General features: G+C 68.3%; 14 protein-coding genes. 7 read left to right on the top strand and 7 right to left on the bottom strand.

Annotation, left to right across the window (positions count from 1 at the left end):
• The first annotated feature begins 7 nt into the window (after positions 1 to 7).
• The 4 genes from ACFO5K_RS18950 to ACFO5K_RS18935 are packed head-to-tail and all read left to right on the top strand — an operon-like array spanning position 8 to position 6,946.
• Positions 8 to 1,339, top strand: a complete 1,332-nt coding sequence (locus ACFO5K_RS18950) for an MFS transporter (protein WP_378564462.1) — start codon at positions 8 to 10, stop codon at positions 1,337 to 1,339.
• Between the two features lie 41 nt (positions 1,340 to 1,380).
• On the top strand, positions 1,381 to 2,571 hold the full coding sequence (locus ACFO5K_RS18945) for a glycoside hydrolase family 1 protein (protein ID WP_378564459.1): 1,191 nt from the start codon (positions 1,381 to 1,383) through the stop codon (positions 2,569 to 2,571).
• Positions 2,568 to 5,606, top strand: a complete 3,039-nt coding sequence (locus ACFO5K_RS18940; protein ID WP_378564456.1) for a glycoside hydrolase family 2 TIM barrel-domain containing protein — start codon at positions 2,568 to 2,570, stop codon at positions 5,604 to 5,606. The genes ACFO5K_RS18945 and ACFO5K_RS18940 overlap by 4 nt, the downstream gene beginning before the upstream one ends.
• Positions 5,603 to 6,946 (top strand): mannitol dehydrogenase family protein, encoded by a 1,344-nt coding sequence (locus tag ACFO5K_RS18935; protein WP_378564453.1) that lies wholly within the window; start codon positions 5,603 to 5,605, stop codon positions 6,944 to 6,946. Before ACFO5K_RS18940 ends, ACFO5K_RS18935 begins: the two co-directional genes overlap by 4 nt.
• An 87-nt stretch (positions 6,947 to 7,033) precedes the next feature.
• Here the strand turns inward: ACFO5K_RS18935 and ACFO5K_RS18930 are convergent, their stop codons facing one another.
• Together ACFO5K_RS18930 and ACFO5K_RS18925 are read right to left on the bottom strand one after the other, a co-directional pair.
• On the bottom strand, positions 7,034 to 7,702 hold the full coding sequence (locus tag ACFO5K_RS18930; RefSeq protein ID WP_378564450.1) for an MspA family porin: 669 nt from the start codon (positions 7,700 to 7,702) through the stop codon (positions 7,034 to 7,036).
• 66 nt (positions 7,703 to 7,768) lie between these two features.
• Entirely contained in the window at positions 7,769 to 8,467 is a 699-nt protein-coding gene (locus ACFO5K_RS18925; protein WP_378564447.1) for an MspA family porin, read from the bottom strand.
• Between the two features lie 421 nt (positions 8,468 to 8,888).
• On the opposite strand from ACFO5K_RS18925, the gene ACFO5K_RS18920 reads away from it, so the two are divergent.
• From ACFO5K_RS18920 to ACFO5K_RS18910, 3 genes are read left to right on the top strand one after another with little or no spacing between them, the layout of a single operon-like run.
• Positions 8,889 to 9,842 carry a radical SAM protein gene (locus ACFO5K_RS18920; RefSeq protein ID WP_378564444.1) on the top strand — a complete coding sequence of 318 codons (954 nt, stop codon included), beginning with the start codon at positions 8,889 to 8,891 and terminating at the stop codon, positions 9,840 to 9,842.
• A gap of 40 nt (positions 9,843 to 9,882) precedes the next feature.
• Positions 9,883 to 10,587 (top strand): mycofactocin biosynthesis peptidyl-dipeptidase MftE, encoded by a 705-nt coding sequence (gene mftE, locus ACFO5K_RS18915; RefSeq protein ID WP_378564441.1) that lies wholly within the window; start codon positions 9,883 to 9,885, stop codon positions 10,585 to 10,587.
• Between the two features lie 15 nt (positions 10,588 to 10,602).
• On the top strand, positions 10,603 to 11,580 hold the full coding sequence (locus tag ACFO5K_RS18910) for an adenylate/guanylate cyclase domain-containing protein (RefSeq protein ID WP_378564438.1): 978 nt from the start codon (positions 10,603 to 10,605) through the stop codon (positions 11,578 to 11,580).
• 3 nt (positions 11,581 to 11,583) lie between these two features.
• Here ACFO5K_RS18910 and ACFO5K_RS18905 read toward each other — a convergent pair whose 3' ends face one another.
• From ACFO5K_RS18905 to ACFO5K_RS18885, 5 genes are read right to left on the bottom strand one after another with little or no spacing between them, the layout of a single operon-like run.
• The gene (locus ACFO5K_RS18905; RefSeq protein ID WP_378564435.1) at positions 11,584 to 12,978 is read right to left on the bottom strand and encodes an amidohydrolase family protein; all 1,395 of its coding nucleotides are present in this window, start codon (positions 12,976 to 12,978) and stop codon (positions 11,584 to 11,586) included.
• Positions 12,972 to 14,432 carry a CoA transferase gene (locus ACFO5K_RS18900; RefSeq protein WP_378564432.1) on the bottom strand — a complete coding sequence of 487 codons (1,461 nt, stop codon included), beginning with the start codon at positions 14,430 to 14,432 and terminating at the stop codon, positions 12,972 to 12,974. Before ACFO5K_RS18900 ends, ACFO5K_RS18905 begins: the two co-directional genes overlap by 7 nt.
• Positions 14,429 to 15,523: an enoyl-CoA hydratase/isomerase family protein gene (locus ACFO5K_RS18895; RefSeq protein ID WP_378564429.1), complete on the bottom strand. Its 1,095-nt coding sequence runs from the start codon at positions 15,521 to 15,523 to the stop codon at positions 14,429 to 14,431. The genes ACFO5K_RS18900 and ACFO5K_RS18895 overlap by 4 nt, the downstream gene beginning before the upstream one ends.
• 30 nt (positions 15,524 to 15,553) lie before the next feature.
• Complete coding sequence (locus tag ACFO5K_RS18890; RefSeq protein WP_378564426.1) at positions 15,554 to 16,009, bottom strand: MaoC family dehydratase; 456 nt, start codon at positions 16,007 to 16,009, stop codon at positions 15,554 to 15,556.
• Entirely contained in the window at positions 16,006 to 17,442 is a 1,437-nt protein-coding gene (locus tag ACFO5K_RS18885; protein WP_378564423.1) for a FadD3 family acyl-CoA ligase, read from the bottom strand. Before ACFO5K_RS18885 ends, ACFO5K_RS18890 begins: the two co-directional genes overlap by 4 nt.
• Position 17,443 lies beyond the last annotated feature (1 nt).

Below are 17,443 nucleotides of genomic sequence, written 5' to 3'. Positions count from 1 at the left end.
GGATCGTGTGCCACCCGTTGAGCCCGGACCTGTGGAACACCTGTCCCGTGTGCAGGACGGTCAGGTGGTCGCGACGATCGACTCGCCCCCCGCGACCACCGGGAATGATCTCGCGCCGGTCGACCGTGGCTTCGTCACGCGGCTGGTGCTGGCGATCGTCGGCACCGGGGTCGCCTACATCGCGGCGATGGCGTACTCCCTCGCGTTGCGAGTCGATCAGCTCGCGCCTGGCCACGAGGAGTATCTCGGCTACCTCACCGCCCTCGGCGGCGTGTTGTCGATAGCGCTGCAACCGATCATCGGCATGCTCAGCGACCGCACCCGGTCACGCTTCGGCCGCCGGCGCCCGTTCCTCGCCGGTGGCGCACTGGTCGGCACGCTCGGGCTGCTGATCATCGCGCTAGCGCCCGATATGGCGGTGCTGACAGCCGGCTGGCTGGTCACGGTCCTGGGCTGGTCGATGGCCGCTCAGATGGCCACCGGAAGTCTGCAGGCCGATCTCGTACCGGAAGCCCAACGTGGGCGCGTCGCGGGGCTGGCCGGATTCGCGACGCTCGCGGCGCCGGTACTCGGCGTCGGCATCGCCGCACTCGGCAGCGGCAACTCGATGGCGCTGATGCTGGGCCCGGCTGTGATCGGCGCCCTGCTCGTGCTTCCGCTCGTCCTCATGGGCAAGGAGGACAAGCCCGCCGTCGAACCGCCCGGGCCGCTGGATGCGCGCGAACTGTTCGCCAAGCTGCTGTTCGATCCGCGCCGATTCCCCGACTTCTCGTGGAACTGGCTCGGTCGCTTCCTGTTCTATGTCGGACTCACGTTCAACACCACCTTCACGACTTTCCTGTTCGCCCAGCGCCTGGGCAAGGACGTCAGCGAGGTCGGCGCTCTGGTGACCGCGGTCGCGGGCGCGGGGCTCGTCGCCACGACGATCGGCGCGCTGGGCGGCGGCTTTCTGTCCGACCGGTTGCGCCGTCGCCGTGTGCTGGTACTGATCGCCGGTTGCGTTTTCGCCGTCGGCGCGGTCGTCATGGCGTTGTCCGGCGGTGTGGCGGGCCTGATCGTCGGCGCTGCCCTCTCCAACCTGGGGATGGGTGCGTTCTCCGCCGTCGACCAGGCGGTGCTGCTCGACGTGCTGCCGGACCGCCGAGAGGCGGGCCGGTTCATCGGGATCATGAACTACGCCACCCAGATCCCACACGGCATCGCCCCGTTGGCGGCCTCGGTGCTGCTCGCCCTTGGCGCGTCCGGGGAGAAGAACTACGCGGCGCTCTATCTGGTCGGTGGTGCGTTCACCGTCCTCGGTGGAGCCGTGATCCACCTGCGGGTCAGGGGAAGTCGCTGACGGCACGCCGGCTGTCGGCCAACTCGAACACAAGGATTCCTATGACAACCGAATTCCCTGCCGGATTTCTCTGGGGCGCCTCGACCGCCGCCCACCAGATCGAAGGCAACAACATCAACAGCGATTGGTGGCAGCGCGAACACCGCTCGCCGCACCTGCAGCACAGCGGCGACGCGGTGGACAGTTACCACCGCTATCCGGAGGACATGCGCCTGCTGGCCGAAGCCGGGCTCAATGCCTATCGATTCAGTATCGAGTGGGCGCGGATCGAGCCGGCGGAAGGCCACATTTCGCGGGCCGCGCTCGCGCATTATCGGCGAATGATCGATACCGCACGGCAGTACGGGCTCGAGCCCGTGGTCACCGTGCACCACTTCACCGTTCCGCGCTGGTTCGCCGAGGACGGCGGCTGGATGGGTGACCGAGCGATCGAACGGTTCGGGCGCTACGTCGAAGCGGCCGCCACCATCCTGGGTGACCTCCGCTGGATCTGCACCATCAACGAGCCCAACATGCTGTCGATGATGATCGCCCTGCAGGAGGCGGCGAGTGCAGGTGGGCCGGGCCCGACCATGGAACAGCGGCGTGCTCGCCGTCTCCCCGACCCGGACACCCGGGTGGGCGAGCGGTTGGCGCAGGCGCACCACACCGCGCGGGCGGTCTTGAAGCGGCACACCGATGCCGCGGTCGGCTGGACCGTTGCCGCCGGCGCCCTCACCGCGACCCCGGGCAATGCGGAAGCGTTGCGCGCGATCCGCTACGTCCGCGAGGACCAGTATTGGGAAGCCGCGCGTGGGGACGACTTCGTCGGCGTGCAGTCGTATTCGAGCCAGGCGGTGGACGAGAACGGCTTGGTCGGGCACCCGGACAGCCCGGACAACACGCTCACCGGAGCCGCCTACCGCCCGGATGCGTTGGGTATGGCGGTTCGCCACGCCTGGGAGGTGACCGGTGGGGTCCCGATTCTGGTCACCGAGAACGGTATCCCGACCACCGACGACGCCCGCCGCATCGCCTACACCGACGCGGCGTTGCGCGGTCTGTTCGACGCCGTGGCCGCCGGCGTCGATGTGCGGGGCTACCTGCACTGGTCGGCATTGGACAACTTCGAATGGGGGCACTGGGAGCCGACTTTCGGCCTCATCGCTGTCGATCGCGAAACATTCGAACGAACCCCGAAGCCGAGCCTGGCCTGGCTGGGCGCGACCGCACGAAAAGGCGGACTGGTATGAGTAGCGACCCCGGCTCGGCGGTCGGCGCCGCAATGCCCGTGGATGATTCCGGTTTCCACGCGATCGGCAGGATGCCGATGCACGGACTTCGGCGCGAACCCGAATTCGCGTTGGACGGTACCTGGGATTTCCAGTTGCTCGACACCCCCACGCAGCCACTGGGCGACCGGTGGCGATCGGTGACGGTGCCCGAGCTGTGGACCATGCGCGAAGACTCGGATCGCCCGCAGTACACCAATATTCCGATGCCCTTCGAGGAGATGCCGCCGCGGATCCCACAGCGCAACCCCACCGGCGTCTACCGGCGAACGGTGGAATTGCCGGCGCTCGGCGATCGGCGGGTGATCCTGCACGTCGGGGCGGCTGAGGGCCTGCTGCGCGCGGTGGTCAACGATCGGCCCGTCGGATTGAGCACCGATTCACACCTCGCCGCGGAGTTCGACATCACCGACGCCTGCGGGCCTGGTGTCAACACGGTGGTCCTCGTCGTCTCGAAATGGTCGTCGGTCTCGTATCTCGAGGACCAGGATCAGTGGTGGCAGTCCGGGCTGAGCCGTTCGGTGTATCTGTATACCGTGGCGCCGCAGCGGATCGCCGATCTGCACGTGCGCGCCGACTTCGAACCGGCCACCGGGCGCGGCGCGCTGCGTGCCGAGATCGCCACGGCCGGCCTGGAACATCTCGCCGAATCCGGATGGACCGTCGACTGTCGGATACTCGGCCGGACCGATACGCTGCCGGTCGAGCCGCGCCGTCCCGCGCCGGCGCTCCCGGCGCCGGTCGACGAGCGAGGCGTCCGGCCCGAACCCCGTTTTCCCGTTGACATGCTGGACCTGCTGAGCCTGCGAGCCGCGGACGCGCCGATTCCGGACCGGCTCGCGCCCTTCGCCTCCCGGTTCGGGCAGTCTCTGCACTCGGGGCCCGCGCCGGGCAAGGCCGTCCTGGAGCGCGACGACCTGGACGTGCGAGCGTGGTCGGCGGAGACCCCGCACCTCTACGAACTAGAGGCACGTCTGCGCGCACCGGACGGCACCGTGGTCGACACCGCCCGTTGCCGGATCGGATTCCGGCGGGTGGAGATCGACGGCCGGGATCTGCTCGTGAACGGCAAACGCATCCTCATCCAGGGCGTGAACCGCCACGATGTGCATTCCAGGACCGGTCGGGTGATCAGCAGGGAAGATCTGCTGGCGGATCTCTCGGTGCTGAAAAGGGGCAATGTCAACGCGATTCGCACCTCGCACTATCCGAATTCGCCGGAATTCACGCAGCTGTGCGACGAACTCGGCTTCTACGTCGTCGCCGAGGCGGATATCGAGGGCCACGCCTTCGCCGCGACGCTGTGCGACGATCCACGGTATCTGCCCACCTTCGTCGAGCGGATCTCGCGGATGGTGCTGCGCGACCGCAATCACCCCTCGGTGATCATGTGGTCGCTGGGAAACGAGACCGGTTACGGCGCCAACCACGACGCCTCGGCAGCCTGGTTACGTCGCTTCGACTCTTCCCGGCCGGTGCACTACGAGGGCGCGATCGCCGCCGACTGGCACGGTGGGCACGCCGCGACCGACGTGGTGTGCCCGATGTATCCGTCCTTCGACGCGGTGCGCGCGTACGCCACGGACCCGCGTGCCGACCGCCCGTTCATCATGTGCGAATACGCGTACTCCCAGGGCAACTCCACCGGCGGCCTCGCCGAGTACTGGCGGATGATCGAGACACTGCCCGGGTTGCAGGGCGGCTTCATCTGGGGATTCAAGGACCACGCGCTCGACCCCGCCGGTGATGGAAAGTACCGGTACGGCGGCGATTTCGGTGACGGTCCGAACAACGGCCCCGCCCTGCTGTACGGGATCGTCTTCGCTGACGGCACACCCAAACCGGCGTGGTACGAGGCTCGTGGATTGTTCGCTGCGGTGCGGATCGTCTCCACCGCGGAGCAGGCGCTGGCCGGTGAGCTCACACTGCGCAACCGGCACACCTTCGCGGATCTGAGTCGCTACGACATCGAAGTCCAGGTCGAAACCGAGGACGGTCCCGCCGCGACGACGCCGCTCGACGTGGGCGCGCTGGCGGCCGGGGCGGAGACGACCGTCGAACTACCCTCGCGCATCATGGCGCTGCTCGCCGAGCACCCGCTGGCGCTGACGGTGACCGTGCACACCAGCGAGACGACACCATGGGCACCCGCGGGAACGGTTCTCGCGCACGAACAGGTTCGGTTTCCACGTCCGGCGGTGACCTTCCCCGGCCCCGCCGCGGTGACAGTCGAGGTGGACGCGGACGGTGCACTGTGGCACCCGCTCCTGCGGCGGGCGCCGCGGCTGTGTCTGTGGCGTGCCCTCACCGACACCGACCGTGCCGTGAAGATGGACCAGCGCTTCGTCCGTTCGGGCTTCTTCCAGCTCACCCAGAAGTCGGTCGAGATCGGTCGCCGCGACGACGACGTGACGATCCGGACGCAGTTCCTCACCGCCTTCGGCGATGAAGTACAGCACACGCGCACGGTCCGTGCGGTCGCCGCGGCCGACTACGTCATCACCGAAGCGGTCAGGTTGCCCGACGGGACACCGGACGGGTTGCGGGTCGGCGTGGAATGGGAGCTCGTCGACGGGTTCACCGACGCGGAATGGGTGGGGCTCGGCCCGTGGGAGAACTACCCCGATCGCCGGAGTTCGGCTCAGCTGGGCAGGTGGCACAGCACGGTCGACGACCTGTCGACGCCGTACCTGCGCCCCCAGGAGAACGGCGGACGTGGCGAGGTCACCGAGCTGATCGTGACGGGCCCGGCCGGGACGGTCACAACGACCCATCAGCCATTGCACGTGACCGTCGGCAGGCATTCGACGGCGCAGCTGGAGGCGGCGGCGCACTGGTGGGAGCTACCCCCCTCGGAGGCCACGGTCGTCCATCTGGATGTGGCGCATCGCGGACTCGGCGAGATCCTCGGTCCCGATACCGCGCCCGAGTTCCGGCTGGACCGCACCGACTACACATGGCAGTGGCGGTTGCGGCTCGAGCCGGGGATGTCGTGAGCGAGCCGCGCCCCCTGATGCGCGACCGCCCGGCTCCGCCCGTCCGCATCGTGCATCTGGGTCTCGGCAACTTCTTCCGTGCCCATCAGGCGTGGTACACCGCGCACGCCACCGACGCGGACGACTGGGGGATAGCGGCTTTCACCGGCCGCGGTCCCGCCACGGCCGACATCCTGAACGCGCAGGAGGGGCTGTACACGCTGGTCACGCGGGCGCCCGGCGGCGACGAGTTCGAAACCGTGTCCACGCTGAGCGCCAGGCACGGTGCCGACGACCATGGCCGCTGGGTGCGCTACCTCGCCTCGCCGGAAGTGGCGATGGTGACCATGACGGTCACCGAGTCGGGATACACCCGCGGCGGTGACGGTGGGCTCGATCGCGAGATGCCCTCCGTCGCAAAAGATATCGCCGCTCTGCGGGCTGATCCGCGGGCGGTCGTCGGCACCGCTGTCGCGCGGGTGGTCGCCGGACTCGCTGCCCGCGCGGCCGCCGGAGGAGGGCCGATCGCACTCGTGCCCTGCGACAATCTGCCGGACAACGGGGCCGTCCTGGCCCGGCTGGTCCGGGAATTCACCGATACCGCCCTGCCCGCGCTCGGTGGCTGGATCGATGCCAACGTCAGCTTCGTCACCTCCGCCGTGGACCGCATCACGCCGGCGACCACACCGGACGATGTGGTGGCGATCGAGAGCGCCCTCGGCTACCGGGACGCGGCGCCCGTGGTCACCGAGCCGTTCCGTGAGTGGGTGCTGTGCGGCGACTTTCCCGCAGGTAGACCGCGGTGGGAGGCAGCGGGCGCCGTGTTCACCACCGACATCGCACCGTACGAGCAGCGAAAGCTGTGGCTGCTCAACGGAGCTCACTCCCTGCTGGCCTACACCGCGCCACTACGCGGACACCGCACCGTAGGGGAGGCGGTCGAAGATCCGGTGTGCCAGGTTTGGCTGGAGCAGTGGTGGCGGGAAGCGGGCCCCTACGTCGGCCTACCCGACGCGGAAGTGCGCTCCTATCAGAGAGCCCTGCTGGACCGCTTTTCGAATCGTCGAATGCGACACCAGCTCGCCCAGATCGCGATGGACGGGTCACAGAAGCTCCCGGTGCGTGTCCTCCCGGTGCTCAGGCACGAACGCGCGGCCGGACGTGTCCCAGCGGGAGCTGTGCGGGCCATCGCCGGATGGGTGTGTCATCTCCTCGGTAACGGTGTCCCCGTGACAGATCCGCGTGTGCCCGGCGTCCGCGATGTCGGCTCTGCGCTGGCCCTGCTCGATCCGGCACTGGTGCCGGATCGAGACCTGCGAGTGGCGATCGAAGAGGAAGTGCGGCGGCTCCAGGGACATTGAGCGCCCGCTCGACGGACAGCGCAGGGAAACCCCGCCCGGGATGAGGGGATCAAGACCGGGCGGGGTTTCGGGACTGGAGACTTCCGCTCAGCCGAGGCTGAAAGGCTGCCCCCAGAGTGTGACGTCCTCGATCGCGTGCTCGGTTTCTATCTCCACCCGTACGAACGCGCGAGCTTGAGCGTAACCGGCACAGCCGGACAGGCCGATGGTCGAATTCTTCCAGGAGACCCCGCCCTTGCCGCTGCGGAAAGGATTGAAATTCGTATGGGTGCTGTTGCCGAACGGATCTTTGCGCTCCTGGTCGAGGATGTAGAAGGACTTGGCCTGACCGGGGCCCAGGCTCAGGTTGCCGCCGAGGTTGGTGCTCGGATTGGGCCGGTTTCCTTCCCAGTCGGAGCTGTATCCGGCACCGCCGGAAACGCCGCCACCACCGATGTTGACCTGGCAACCGACGACGTAGCCGGGCCGGATCTTCCCGAGTTTGAGGGGATTTCCGGTCGCGACCACTTCAGCGGTGCCCGACACCCAGGCATTGCGATGCACCGGTGTCGAACCCAGGGACGGACTGATGTTGGCCGATTCACCCACGAGTTTGACGTTGACGACGGTGCCGTCACCCAGGGTTTCGGTGATCTCCCCGCCGGGAAGCGGGACGAACGTGTCGCCAGTGGCGGTCCCGGTCGCCAGCAGCCCCACGGCGGTGGCGGTTGCGACGCACAGGCCTGCGGCCCGGGCGATCTTCTTGGGGTCAGTCATGATGTGAGAACCTCTTCGGGTTGGAATTCGCCGCGGCGAGAAATGGATCTGTAGCTCCGGACCGCGTCAGCCGATACTGAACGGCTGCCCGTAGAGGGTGGCCTTGGAGTGATGCTCGCCGATGATTTCGATGACGGTGTAAGAGCGTGCCTGGGCGTAGCCGGCGCAACCCTGAATCTCGATTTCGAAATCCCGGTATCCCACGGAATAGTGTCCCGGCTTGAGAATGTCCTTACCGCTGACTCCGACGAATTTGACGTCGCCCGGCCCGAGTTTCAGGCCGCCGGAAGCATTGACGCCGAATCCGTTTGCGCTCATGTTCGCGGACAATCCGGCCGAAACGGCATTGTCGGAGATATTGACCTGGCAACCGACGATGTACCCGGTATTGATCCGGGATGCGCCGTGTGTGTAGGAGTTGTCCGAACCGGGCCGGTTGCTGGGTGCCGTACCCGGACCGGCCTTCTCGACGATTCGCGTTTCGGTGACGTCGGCGGTGATGTCCGCCGTCACCCAGACGACACGACCGACTCCATTGGCCGCCATGGAGGCTGACACGATCGCGTGTTCACCGGTACGGGCGATGGATGCGCCGCGAGTCGACTCCGCGCCATCGGGCAGCGGAACGAACACGTCCGCGGCGGCCGCGCCGGTCGACAGCAGGCCGATGGCCGCAACGGCAGCGCAGCCGAGCCCGGCCAGACGGGCCGCGGTGACCGCCCCGGCGGCGACCGGATTAGTTGAATTCATCAGGTTGACCCTCATCTCGATCGAAATGATGCAGGCATTCGAAAATGCCCTTCCGTGCGGTTCGGAAAACTCGCCGGAAGTCTTCGGAGGCTCGTTTACCACGACGCTTTCTCGGACGTGTGTGTCGCGAACGCCGTGTTGTGATTGGCCTCCATTGCATTGCCTGTGATCAGGCAGGAGGTCCGACAGTGGTCCCGATCACATGGTGTGGTCATACTGCATAGCTGAACGAATTGACCGCAACCTGTTGCCGTGAGTTGCCGTTCCTGTGGCGCTCCGTCGAGAGGGGGCGGCCCAGGTGTGACCTGCATCGTTGCCGCTGCCCGATGTCAGGGTAGTCCGCGGGCTATGGGCCTTGCCGCGAGGCGGTAATCACATTACCGTAGGGGAGAATCCCGTTACCACCAGGAACGGATCCCGTGAGCAGGGAGTTGCCATGAGCGAGAACATCCTCGATGCCATCGACATCGCAAGGCCACTCGTCGACGGCCCTCAGCGCGGTCTCGACACCTCGATCCGTCTCGGGTGGGAACTGACCGAGCCGCGCGAGATCACCGGTGTGCCTCACTTGCCGAACGCGGCACGGCGCGATCCACGGGAACTCAGCAGCACCGAATGCATGGCCCTGATCGATGATTTCGGTCGGGTAGGCGTGTCCCACGTCGACATCAGTGGTGGGGAACCGACTGTGCGTGAGGGCTTCTGGGACTTGCTGACCCACGCCACCGGCCACCGGATATCGGTCGGATTCTCGACCTGTGGAGCCGGGATCACGCCCTCGGCCGCGGCCACCATCGCCACCAGCGGCCGGGTGGATGTGCGGATCGCGCTCGCCGGCGCCACCGAGGTGGCCAACGACGCGGTGGCAGGACCGGGCTCGTACCGGACCGCGGTGCGCGCGATGGAACTGTTCGCTTCGTCGGGGGTATACGATTTCGGGCTCTCGGTGGTGGTGACCAGGCACAATGTCGGTCGACTCGACGCGTTTGCGGCGATAGCCGACCTCTTCGGTGCGCGGCTTCGGCTGAGCCTGCCACAGTCGTCGGGCCGCGGCGCCGGCATCGGGGACGACCACCATCTGCTGCCCGAACAGTACGGTGACCTGCGCCGCTGGTTACGTGATCACGGCGAAGGGGTACACACCGGCGACTTGTCGCTCCCGCTGTTCGGTGACAGCGAGTCGCTCGGCTCGGCGGTCGGCGACCTAGGGATCGTGGCCTGTCTGATCGATTCGATCGGTGACGTGTATGTCCGTCCAGCTCTCGGCCAGGCGGCCCGTAGCGCGGGAAACGTCCGTGCGCCAGGCGGTTTCGGGAGGATCTGGCGGAACTCGGCCGACCGCTCGCGCTACGACGCTCGGCGCACCGACGACCTTCGCGCGTGCTCGTGACGAGGTTCCCGCGATCCACTGCAGTTGAGAGGAAACCGTGATGCGCACCTCGCGCCGACTGGCCGACCTGTCCTGGACTGATGCCCGTGACCTCGCACTGTCCGGTGCGCTGCTCGCGATTCCGCTGGGCGCGACCGAGCAGCACGGCCCGCACCTGCCGTTGTCCACCGACACCGATGTGGCCGTCGCGCTGTGTGACGAACTCGCCGAGACACGTTCGGATGTGGTGGTGGCGCCGGCCGTGTCGTACGGATCCAGCGGTTCGCACGTCGGGTTCGCTGGGACCTTGTCGATCAGCGAGGCCGCCATCGAGCTGCTGGTCACGGAGTTGGGACGATCGGCGTGCCGGACTTTCGGGCACGTGCTGTTCGTTTCCGCCCATGGCGGCAACGCGGCAGCAATCGATCGGGCCGTGCGCAGGCTGTGCGCGGAATCCTGGGACGCGCGGGTTTTCACGCCCCGCTGGGTCGACGACTCCCACGCCGGTCACACCGAAACCGCATTGATGCTGGCCATTCGGCCGCTGTCGGTACGGATGCACCGCGCCGTTGCCTGCAGCGCCGAACCGGTGGGTGCGTCGCGAGGTGAACTACGCTGCGCCGGTGGTTTTCCCGCCGTGAGCGAGACGGGGATTCTCGGTGATCCGGTCGGTGCGACCGGACTGCACGGCAACCTGCTGCTGGATTGTCTGTTCACCGAACTGACGATGGACGTGGCGCAGTGGCGCGGCGAGCGGGCGGCGTGAGGGGGTGCGGTACTGATGTCTGTCAGGGAAGCCGGGCGCGAGGCCTTGATCGAACCGGCGCCGGAGCTGCCGGTTCTCTCGGTGCTCGGTGAGCCGCGCTGCTACCGAGCCGGCGAGGCGGCAGCTGCGGCGGGTATCTCGCTCACGCGAGCACGACGGTATTGGCGCGCCCTCGGGTACCCCACCGTCGCCGACACGGTGGTCGAGTACACCGCCACCGATATCGAGATCCTGCGCTTCATGGCTCGGTATGTCGCCGACGGAGTCGTGGACGAGCCGGAATCGCTGCGCTTGATCCGGGTGATCAGCAGCTGTATCGCGAGCCTGGTCCAGGTGCAGATGGAGATTGTCGCGGACCGCTCCGAGCGGCCGGGTGGGGTGGATGTGCCGCTGGCCGAGCTGGCGAATCGGGTGCCCGAGATCCAGCAGCTTTTCGGTCAGATCTGGCGTCGACAGCTGGACGGGGTCATGTACGGTCGCGATCCGGCGGGTGCCGGCGCCGATCGAGCCGCGACCGGGGTGGGTTTCGTCGACATCGTGGGCTTCACCGAACTGAGCAGGCACCGGTCCGACGTCGAGTTGAGCCGCATCGTTGCCCGGTTCGAATACCGCACGACCGCCGTCGTGGCCGAATGCGGTGGCGCGGTGGTGAAGACCCTCGGCGATGAGGTGTTGTTCACCGCCGAGGGAGCGGCCCCGCTGGCCGATATCGCGACGCGGTTGCTGGCCGGTTTCGCCGACGACCCCGATATCGGTGGTCTTCGAGTGGGATTGGCGCTGGGGCCGGTGGTCCGGCAGCTGGGTGACATCTTCGGCAACACGGTCAACCTCGCCAGCCGGCTCACCCGGCTGGCCACGCCGAACACCATCGTGGTCGACCCCGCCGTGGCTGGTGCCCTCACCGAGCACCTGAATTTCGGTCTGGTTTCACTGCCTGCCGCCGAGATCAGGGGGATCGGCACAGTCGTGCCGGCGCTGTTGCGTCGGCGCTGACCGTCAGAGTGCCCGATGGACGATGTGGCCGTCGACGATCGTGGCCGCGACCAGATCAGAGCTGGATGTGCTGCCGACATCCGCGGGCGGCACCGCCAAGAGCGTGAGATCGGCGACTTCGCCCCGTTCCACGGTGCGCGGTCGTGCGGGCCGGTCGGCCCGGCCGCAGAACAGGGAGACCGCGGCCGACAGACCGATGCGCTCGCCTCGACGGTGGTCTCGGATGCCGGTGAGCTGTCCCGTGGCGGCACGGATCACCGACCAGGGGTCCGAACTCCCGAACGGCGCGTCGGTGCCCGCCGCCACGTCGACACCCACCGCGAGCAGTGAGCCGAGCCGCCACAGGTCCGCGTGATCCGCGCGGGGGACCTCCCGCGCATACTGCTCGGCGCGTTCGACGGCGAAGTGCGGTTGGGTGACGACGGTGATTCGCCGCTTCCGCAACCACTCCCGCGCCTGCGCCGGAATGATCGCCCCGTGTTCGATCCGATCCCCGGCGAACTCACCCGCCTGGTCCATGGCCGCCATGGTGAGCGCCAGCTGTACCCGGGTGACACAGTGGACGGCGACGGGGCGTCCCACCGCGTGTGCGCCGCGGATGCGATCGACGAATTCGTCGAAGGTCGGCAGGGTGTGGTCGTCGAGCAGGATCTTGGTCGGTCCGCCGGTGAATCGAGACACCGGCGGGGCGGTAACCCCCGGCGGCGCCATACAGTGCACCCGCTGCGCAATGCGCCCGGCATCGACGTCGCGTGCCAGATCATCGACTTCGCGCTGTGTGAGATCCGGTGTGGCGTCGGTGAATCCGGTGACGCCCCAGCGCGCGGCGTGCCGGCTCGTTGCGGCCGAATCCAGCGTGCGTCGGCGCAGGCGCTCCCGCAACCAGGAGTCCATGCGCCAGAGCCGCCCGGTCGCGCGGCCGTGCGCATCGCGTTCCACCCCGGGGAGCGGGCAATCGTCCAGCCCCACTTCGGTGCAGGCGCGTGAATTGAGCATCCACAGCGCGCCGGAGCGGTGCTGTATCCGGACCGGGCGTTGGCGCACGGTGGTGTTCAGAACGTCGCGATCCAGCCGTCCGGCGACGGATTCGTGATAGCCGACACCTCGAATCCATTGCTCAGCAGGTAGGTCCGTGTCGGCTCGCCGCAACCGGGCGGCGAGGGCCTCCGGACCGGTGACATCCGGTGGCCCGAGCCGCACCGAGTCGACGGTGGCGGTCAGGGCGCGAAGATGCACGTGATGGTCGTGCAGGCCGGGCAGCAGCCAGCCGCCGCCCGCGTCGATCACCTCCTCGCCCGGAAGCGGCCGCAGGCCGACCCCGCAGTCGGCGATGTGACGCCCGCGGTACCGCACATCGGTGTACTCGGCGCCGAATACCGTCGCTCCCCGGATCAGCACGGCGGCCCGGCCTCGCCGAGTGGTCGAGGAGCCGCTACCACTTGCGTGCGGTCCGAACAGTCGACGAACCACGCACCGTTCTCGGACCGGACGTGGTGCTGCCCGTGCGAAAAGTTCGGCGCGGCAGCGAACGCCGCGGCGACGGCCCGCATGGACAGATCCAGTAGAACTCCACCGCCGGCGCGCACCGCGCACACCACCGCCAGCGCACCACACAGTCCGGTCAGCGGATCGGTGATGGCATCGCCACAGAACACCGGGTCGGCGCCTGCCCACCCCACCAGCCCACCGGCCACGGCGGCATCGTCGCCGAAGGCCACCTGCAACGGCTCGGCACGGCCGTAGCCGGTGAGGCTCAACCACACCCGGCCCGCGCGGTGCGGGCGATCTTCCGGCGCCAGCCCGAGCTGAGCCAGTGCCCGTGGTCGCGACGCCTCGATGACGATGTCAGCGGCGTCGAGCAGCTCCGCCAACGCTGTTCGGCCGCACTCGGATCGGAAGTCGATGACACGGACCTCGTGACCCGTGTGCAGCGATTCGAAGAACCGCCGATCGCCGACGCGGGCGCCGTCACGGCGATGCGCGCTCTCCACCTTGACGACCCTGGCGCCCGCCGCGCCGAGTATCCGGGCGCACAACGGTCCGGCCCACAGTGACGACAGGTCGACCACCAGGCGGCCACGGAGGGAAGTGGCGGATGTGGACGCGGCGATTTCGGTTGTTCGCCACGGCTGAATCCTCGCCGACGGTGCGGTACGGCCGGGCAGCGCCGCCGCGGGCACCCCGAACAGCTGTGCCCGCTGCGCCAATGCGACCGCTGACCAGCGTGGGGCCGCGGATTCCAGTGCCGCCCATGGTTCGTCGATCTGCCGGCTGCCCAAAAGCGCTGGAACGGAATCGAAGTCGTCGGCACGGGCGAGCGTGATCGCACACCAGCCGTCCTCGGTACGCAGCAGGCGACTCGCACCGCCCGCGGACCACTGCCCGCGACGGCGCAAGCCGAGCAGCCCCGCGCGGCCGAACAGTGCCTCGGCCGGATCGACGTCGACGGCCGTGCCCACCTCACCGGTCACCCGGTGCAGCATGCGCGTGATCTCGCGGGCCAGACCGAAGGCCGGGGCGGGGGAGAGCACCGGGGCACCGCCGGCATGCCCGGTCAGCGCCATCCCGCCCGATGCCGCCCACGCCAAGGCTGAACAGTGACCGGCGTCGTCGGTGTGGCCGGTCGGCGCCGTTCGGCCCGGCGCCGTTTCTGCGAGTGCGGGGCAGTGATCGATGTCGTCGTCGGTGTACCCGGTCAGCGCCGTCCCGCCCGGCGGCGCTCCCGCCGGTGCCGAGCAGTCAGCGGTGTCCTCGTCGGCGTGCCCGGCCGACGGGGCAAGGTTGGTCACCCAGGCCTCTGGGGTCGGCCGCTGGATGCCGAGGCGCCGTGTGCGATACACCTGCTCGTTCATCGGCCTGGTTCCTCGATGCGGTCCACCAGTCCCCAGCGTAGCGCCGTGTCGGCGGGCAACCGCTGCCCGGTGAGCATCAGCCAGGCGGCGCGCCAGCGTCCGATTCGGCGGGGAATGCTCACCGTGCCACCAGCACCGGGCACGAGCCCCATCCGCACCTCGGGGAGCAGGAAGTGGGTGTCCGGGGCCGCGACAACCGTCGCGGCGAAGGCCGCGAACTCGGCGCCCGCGCCCACACACGCCCCGTGCACGCGCGTGGTGAGCCGGTCGGCGAGCCTGTCCATGATCCGCCACGGCGCGCGGTCCAGCCGGACCAGATACGCCGACACCGGGTCGGCGGCCGTGCCGAATTCGTCGAGATCACCGCCGCTGCAGAAGGCCGTTCCCGCGCCGCGGAGTTCGATCCGCGTGATACCGGGATCGGCCGCGGCGACGTGCACGGCGTCGAGGAGTTCCTCGCGCATGCGCGCGCTGAACGCGTTGCGGCGCTGCGGATGATCGAGCACGATCGACAGGAGGCCCGCCGAGCGATGCAACCGCACGAGCGCTGTTGACTGCGGCCGCACCGCGCGGGCGGGGCCACGTTCGGTCAGCCATCGAGCGAATTCGGTGCCGCCCAGCAGCATCGAATACACCGCGGCCTCGGCGGCGAGCGCGCTTCCGGTGTCCAGCGGTCCGGTCTGGCGTAGCAATTTCCCGCATGCCAGCGCCGCCCGAGGCGAGTGCGTCACCGCGCTACGCAGTTGCTCGAGTCCGGTCGCGAGATCGTCCACCGCAACGACTTGGGGGAGCGGATCCGAGTCCCGGTGCTCGGTCAGCGTGAAGGTGGTGGCCGCGAGAACGGGACCGAGTGCGGCAGTCGGTGGCCGCCGCAGCACCCCGACCACGAGCGGCAGCGCGTTGCCGGCGGCTTCGGCGATCCGGGAGACCGTCGCCGGATCGGCGTCGTGGAGGTCATCGAGGTCGATGACGAGCAGTGGTCGGTGCGGCGCGCCGGTCGCGGAAAGCTCGAGCTCGGCCGAGACCAGCAGGTCGTGGACCCTGGCGTGCCGCAGTGCGGCGCTCTCGAAATGGGGCGTGGTGTTCACCATGGTGCGCAGGGCATTTCGTCTGTCGCGCGGCTAACGGAGATAGCGCACGAGATGTTCGGCGACGCAAGCGGGGCGAGGCGCTCCCGCCGCGGTGATGGTGATCGTGCGAGTCGCCTGCACCCCGTCCGAGACGTCGGTCACGGCTGTGAGCTCCACGGTGCCGTTGACCCGGCTGCCGGACAGCACCGGGCTGATGAAGCGAACCTTGTCGAGTCCGTAGTTGATCGCCATCCGCGCCGAAGCCACCGACATCACCTGCTGACTGATCGGCGCCAGCAACGACAATGTGAGGAACCCGTGTGCGATCGTGGTGCCGTACGGTCCGCCCGCTGCGCGATCCGGGTCGGTGTGGATCCACTGGTGATCACCGGTGGCCGCGGCGAACAGGTCGATCATGTTCTGATCGACGGTGATCCAATCGCTGGTGCCCAGCTGGGTGCCCACGGCGGCACGCAGGGCAGCGAAATCGGCGAAGACAGTATTCATGGGTAGTGCACCAGTTGCTCTTTCATCACCTTGCCGGTCGCGTTGAGCGGCAGTTCGTCCAGGAATCGCACCGAGCGGGGCACCTTGTACCCGGCCATGCGTTCCTTGCTCCATGCGATCAGTTCTGCCTCGGTGAGCCGGGTTCGAGCCACCACGAAGGCTCTGCCCACCTCGCCCAGCCGTGCGTCGGGCACCCCGATCACCGCGACCTGGGCGACGGCCGGATGCTGCAGCAGCACGGCTTCGATCTCGGCGGGACAGGCGTTGAAACCGCCGACGATGAAGATGTCTTTCTTGCGTCCGTCGATCCGCAACCTGCCGTCGTCGTCGAGACTGCCGAGGTCGCCGGTGTGCAACCAGCCTTCGGCATCGATGGCTTGGGCGGTGGCCACCGGATCATCCAGATAGCCGCGCATCACGCTGTAACCGCGCACGAGCACTTCGCCGTCGGTGGCGATGCGCACCTGCAGTCCGTCGCACGGTGCGCCGACGGTGGTCGCGAGCCGCTCGAAGGAGTCCCCGGGCCGCGACGCGGTGACCGTGCCCGCCTCCGTCAGGCCGTACCCGGTCATGATGGAGCGGAACGGCAGTTCGTCGCGCATCCGCCGGATGAGTTCCACCGGAATGTCGGCCGACCCGGTGACCGCCGCTCGTAGCGAGGAAAGCTGTGGTGACCCCGCGACTTTCAGCAGTTCGTGGTACAGCGTGGGCGGGCCGGGCAACATGGTCACCTCTTCCCGGCCCACCAGATCGACGACATGGTCGATGTCGAAAACGGGAACGGGAAGAATCGTCGCACCGCGGATGAGCGAGGCGATGACGCCGGCCTTGTACCCGAAGGTGTGGAAGAACGGGTTGACGATCAGATAGCGGTCGCCTTCCCGCAGGTCCGCGAGATCGCACCACTCGGCGTACATGCGCAAGGTCTGGCCGTGGTCCATCATCGCGCCCTTGGGTTTGCCCGTGGTACCCGAGGTGAAGACGATATCGGCGATGTCGCTGCCGTCGACCTTCCTTTCGAACGGCGAACCGCTCGAAAGGAAGCCGGACTTCAGATCGATCGTCGGCACCCCGGGCCGGCCCGGATACTCCCGGCCGAGAAAACTCCGCTGCACCAGCACGATCTTCGCGCCGCTGCGGCCGATGACGTCGTCGGCTTCGGCCGCGGTGAATCGGGTGTTGACCGGAACGAGCACGCCGCCCGCGGTCACCAGACCCAGGGCCGCGACGATCCATTCGACAGAATTGGGAGCCCAGATCGCCGCGCGGTCACCCTTGTCGATCCCCGCCCGCGCGAAGGCTCCCGCGGCGCGGCGGATCCGGTCGGCGAGTTCGACGAAGGTGACCCGTTGCGAACCGTCGACGACCGCTTCGGCATCGCCGAAGCGGTCGGCCGCACTCAGGACCATCTCGGGGATGGTCTCCCACTCCATA

This window comes from Nocardia halotolerans (assembly GCF_042650145.1).
Classification (GTDB): Bacteria; Actinomycetota; Actinomycetes; order Mycobacteriales; family Mycobacteriaceae; genus Nocardia; species Nocardia halotolerans.
This window is presented reverse-complemented; position numbering and strand designations above follow the sequence as displayed.

Excerpts from the sequence above, each read along its gene's own strand:
- ACFO5K_RS18945 (WP_378564459.1), top strand. The coding sequence starts at position 1,381 with ATGACAACCGAATTCCCTGCCGGATTTCTCTGGGGCGCCTCGACCGCC.
- ACFO5K_RS18940 (WP_378564456.1), top strand. The coding sequence starts at position 2,568 with ATGAGTAGCGACCCCGGCTCGGCGGTCGGCGCCGCAATGCCCGTGGAT.
- ACFO5K_RS18930 (WP_378564450.1), bottom strand. The coding sequence starts at position 7,702 with ATGACTGACCCCAAGAAGATCGCCCGGGCCGCAGGCCTGTGCGTCGCA.
- ACFO5K_RS18925 (WP_378564447.1), bottom strand. The coding sequence starts at position 8,467 with ATGAGGGTCAACCTGATGAATTCAACTAATCCGGTCGCCGCCGGGGCG.
- ACFO5K_RS18920 (WP_378564444.1), top strand. The coding sequence starts at position 8,889 with ATGAGCGAGAACATCCTCGATGCCATCGACATCGCAAGGCCACTCGTC.
- mftE (WP_378564441.1), top strand. The coding sequence starts at position 9,883 with ATGCGCACCTCGCGCCGACTGGCCGACCTGTCCTGGACTGATGCCCGT.
- ACFO5K_RS18910 (WP_378564438.1), top strand. The coding sequence starts at position 10,603 with ATGTCTGTCAGGGAAGCCGGGCGCGAGGCCTTGATCGAACCGGCGCCG.
- ACFO5K_RS18900 (WP_378564432.1), bottom strand. The coding sequence starts at position 14,432 with ATGAACGAGCAGGTGTATCGCACACGGCGCCTCGGCATCCAGCGGCCG.
- ACFO5K_RS18895 (WP_378564429.1), bottom strand. The coding sequence starts at position 15,523 with ATGGTGAACACCACGCCCCATTTCGAGAGCGCCGCACTGCGGCACGCC.
- ACFO5K_RS18890 (WP_378564426.1), bottom strand. The coding sequence starts at position 16,009 with ATGAATACTGTCTTCGCCGATTTCGCTGCCCTGCGTGCCGCCGTGGGC.
- ACFO5K_RS18885 (WP_378564423.1), bottom strand. The coding sequence starts at position 17,442 with ATGGAGTGGGAGACCATCCCCGAGATGGTCCTGAGTGCGGCCGACCGC.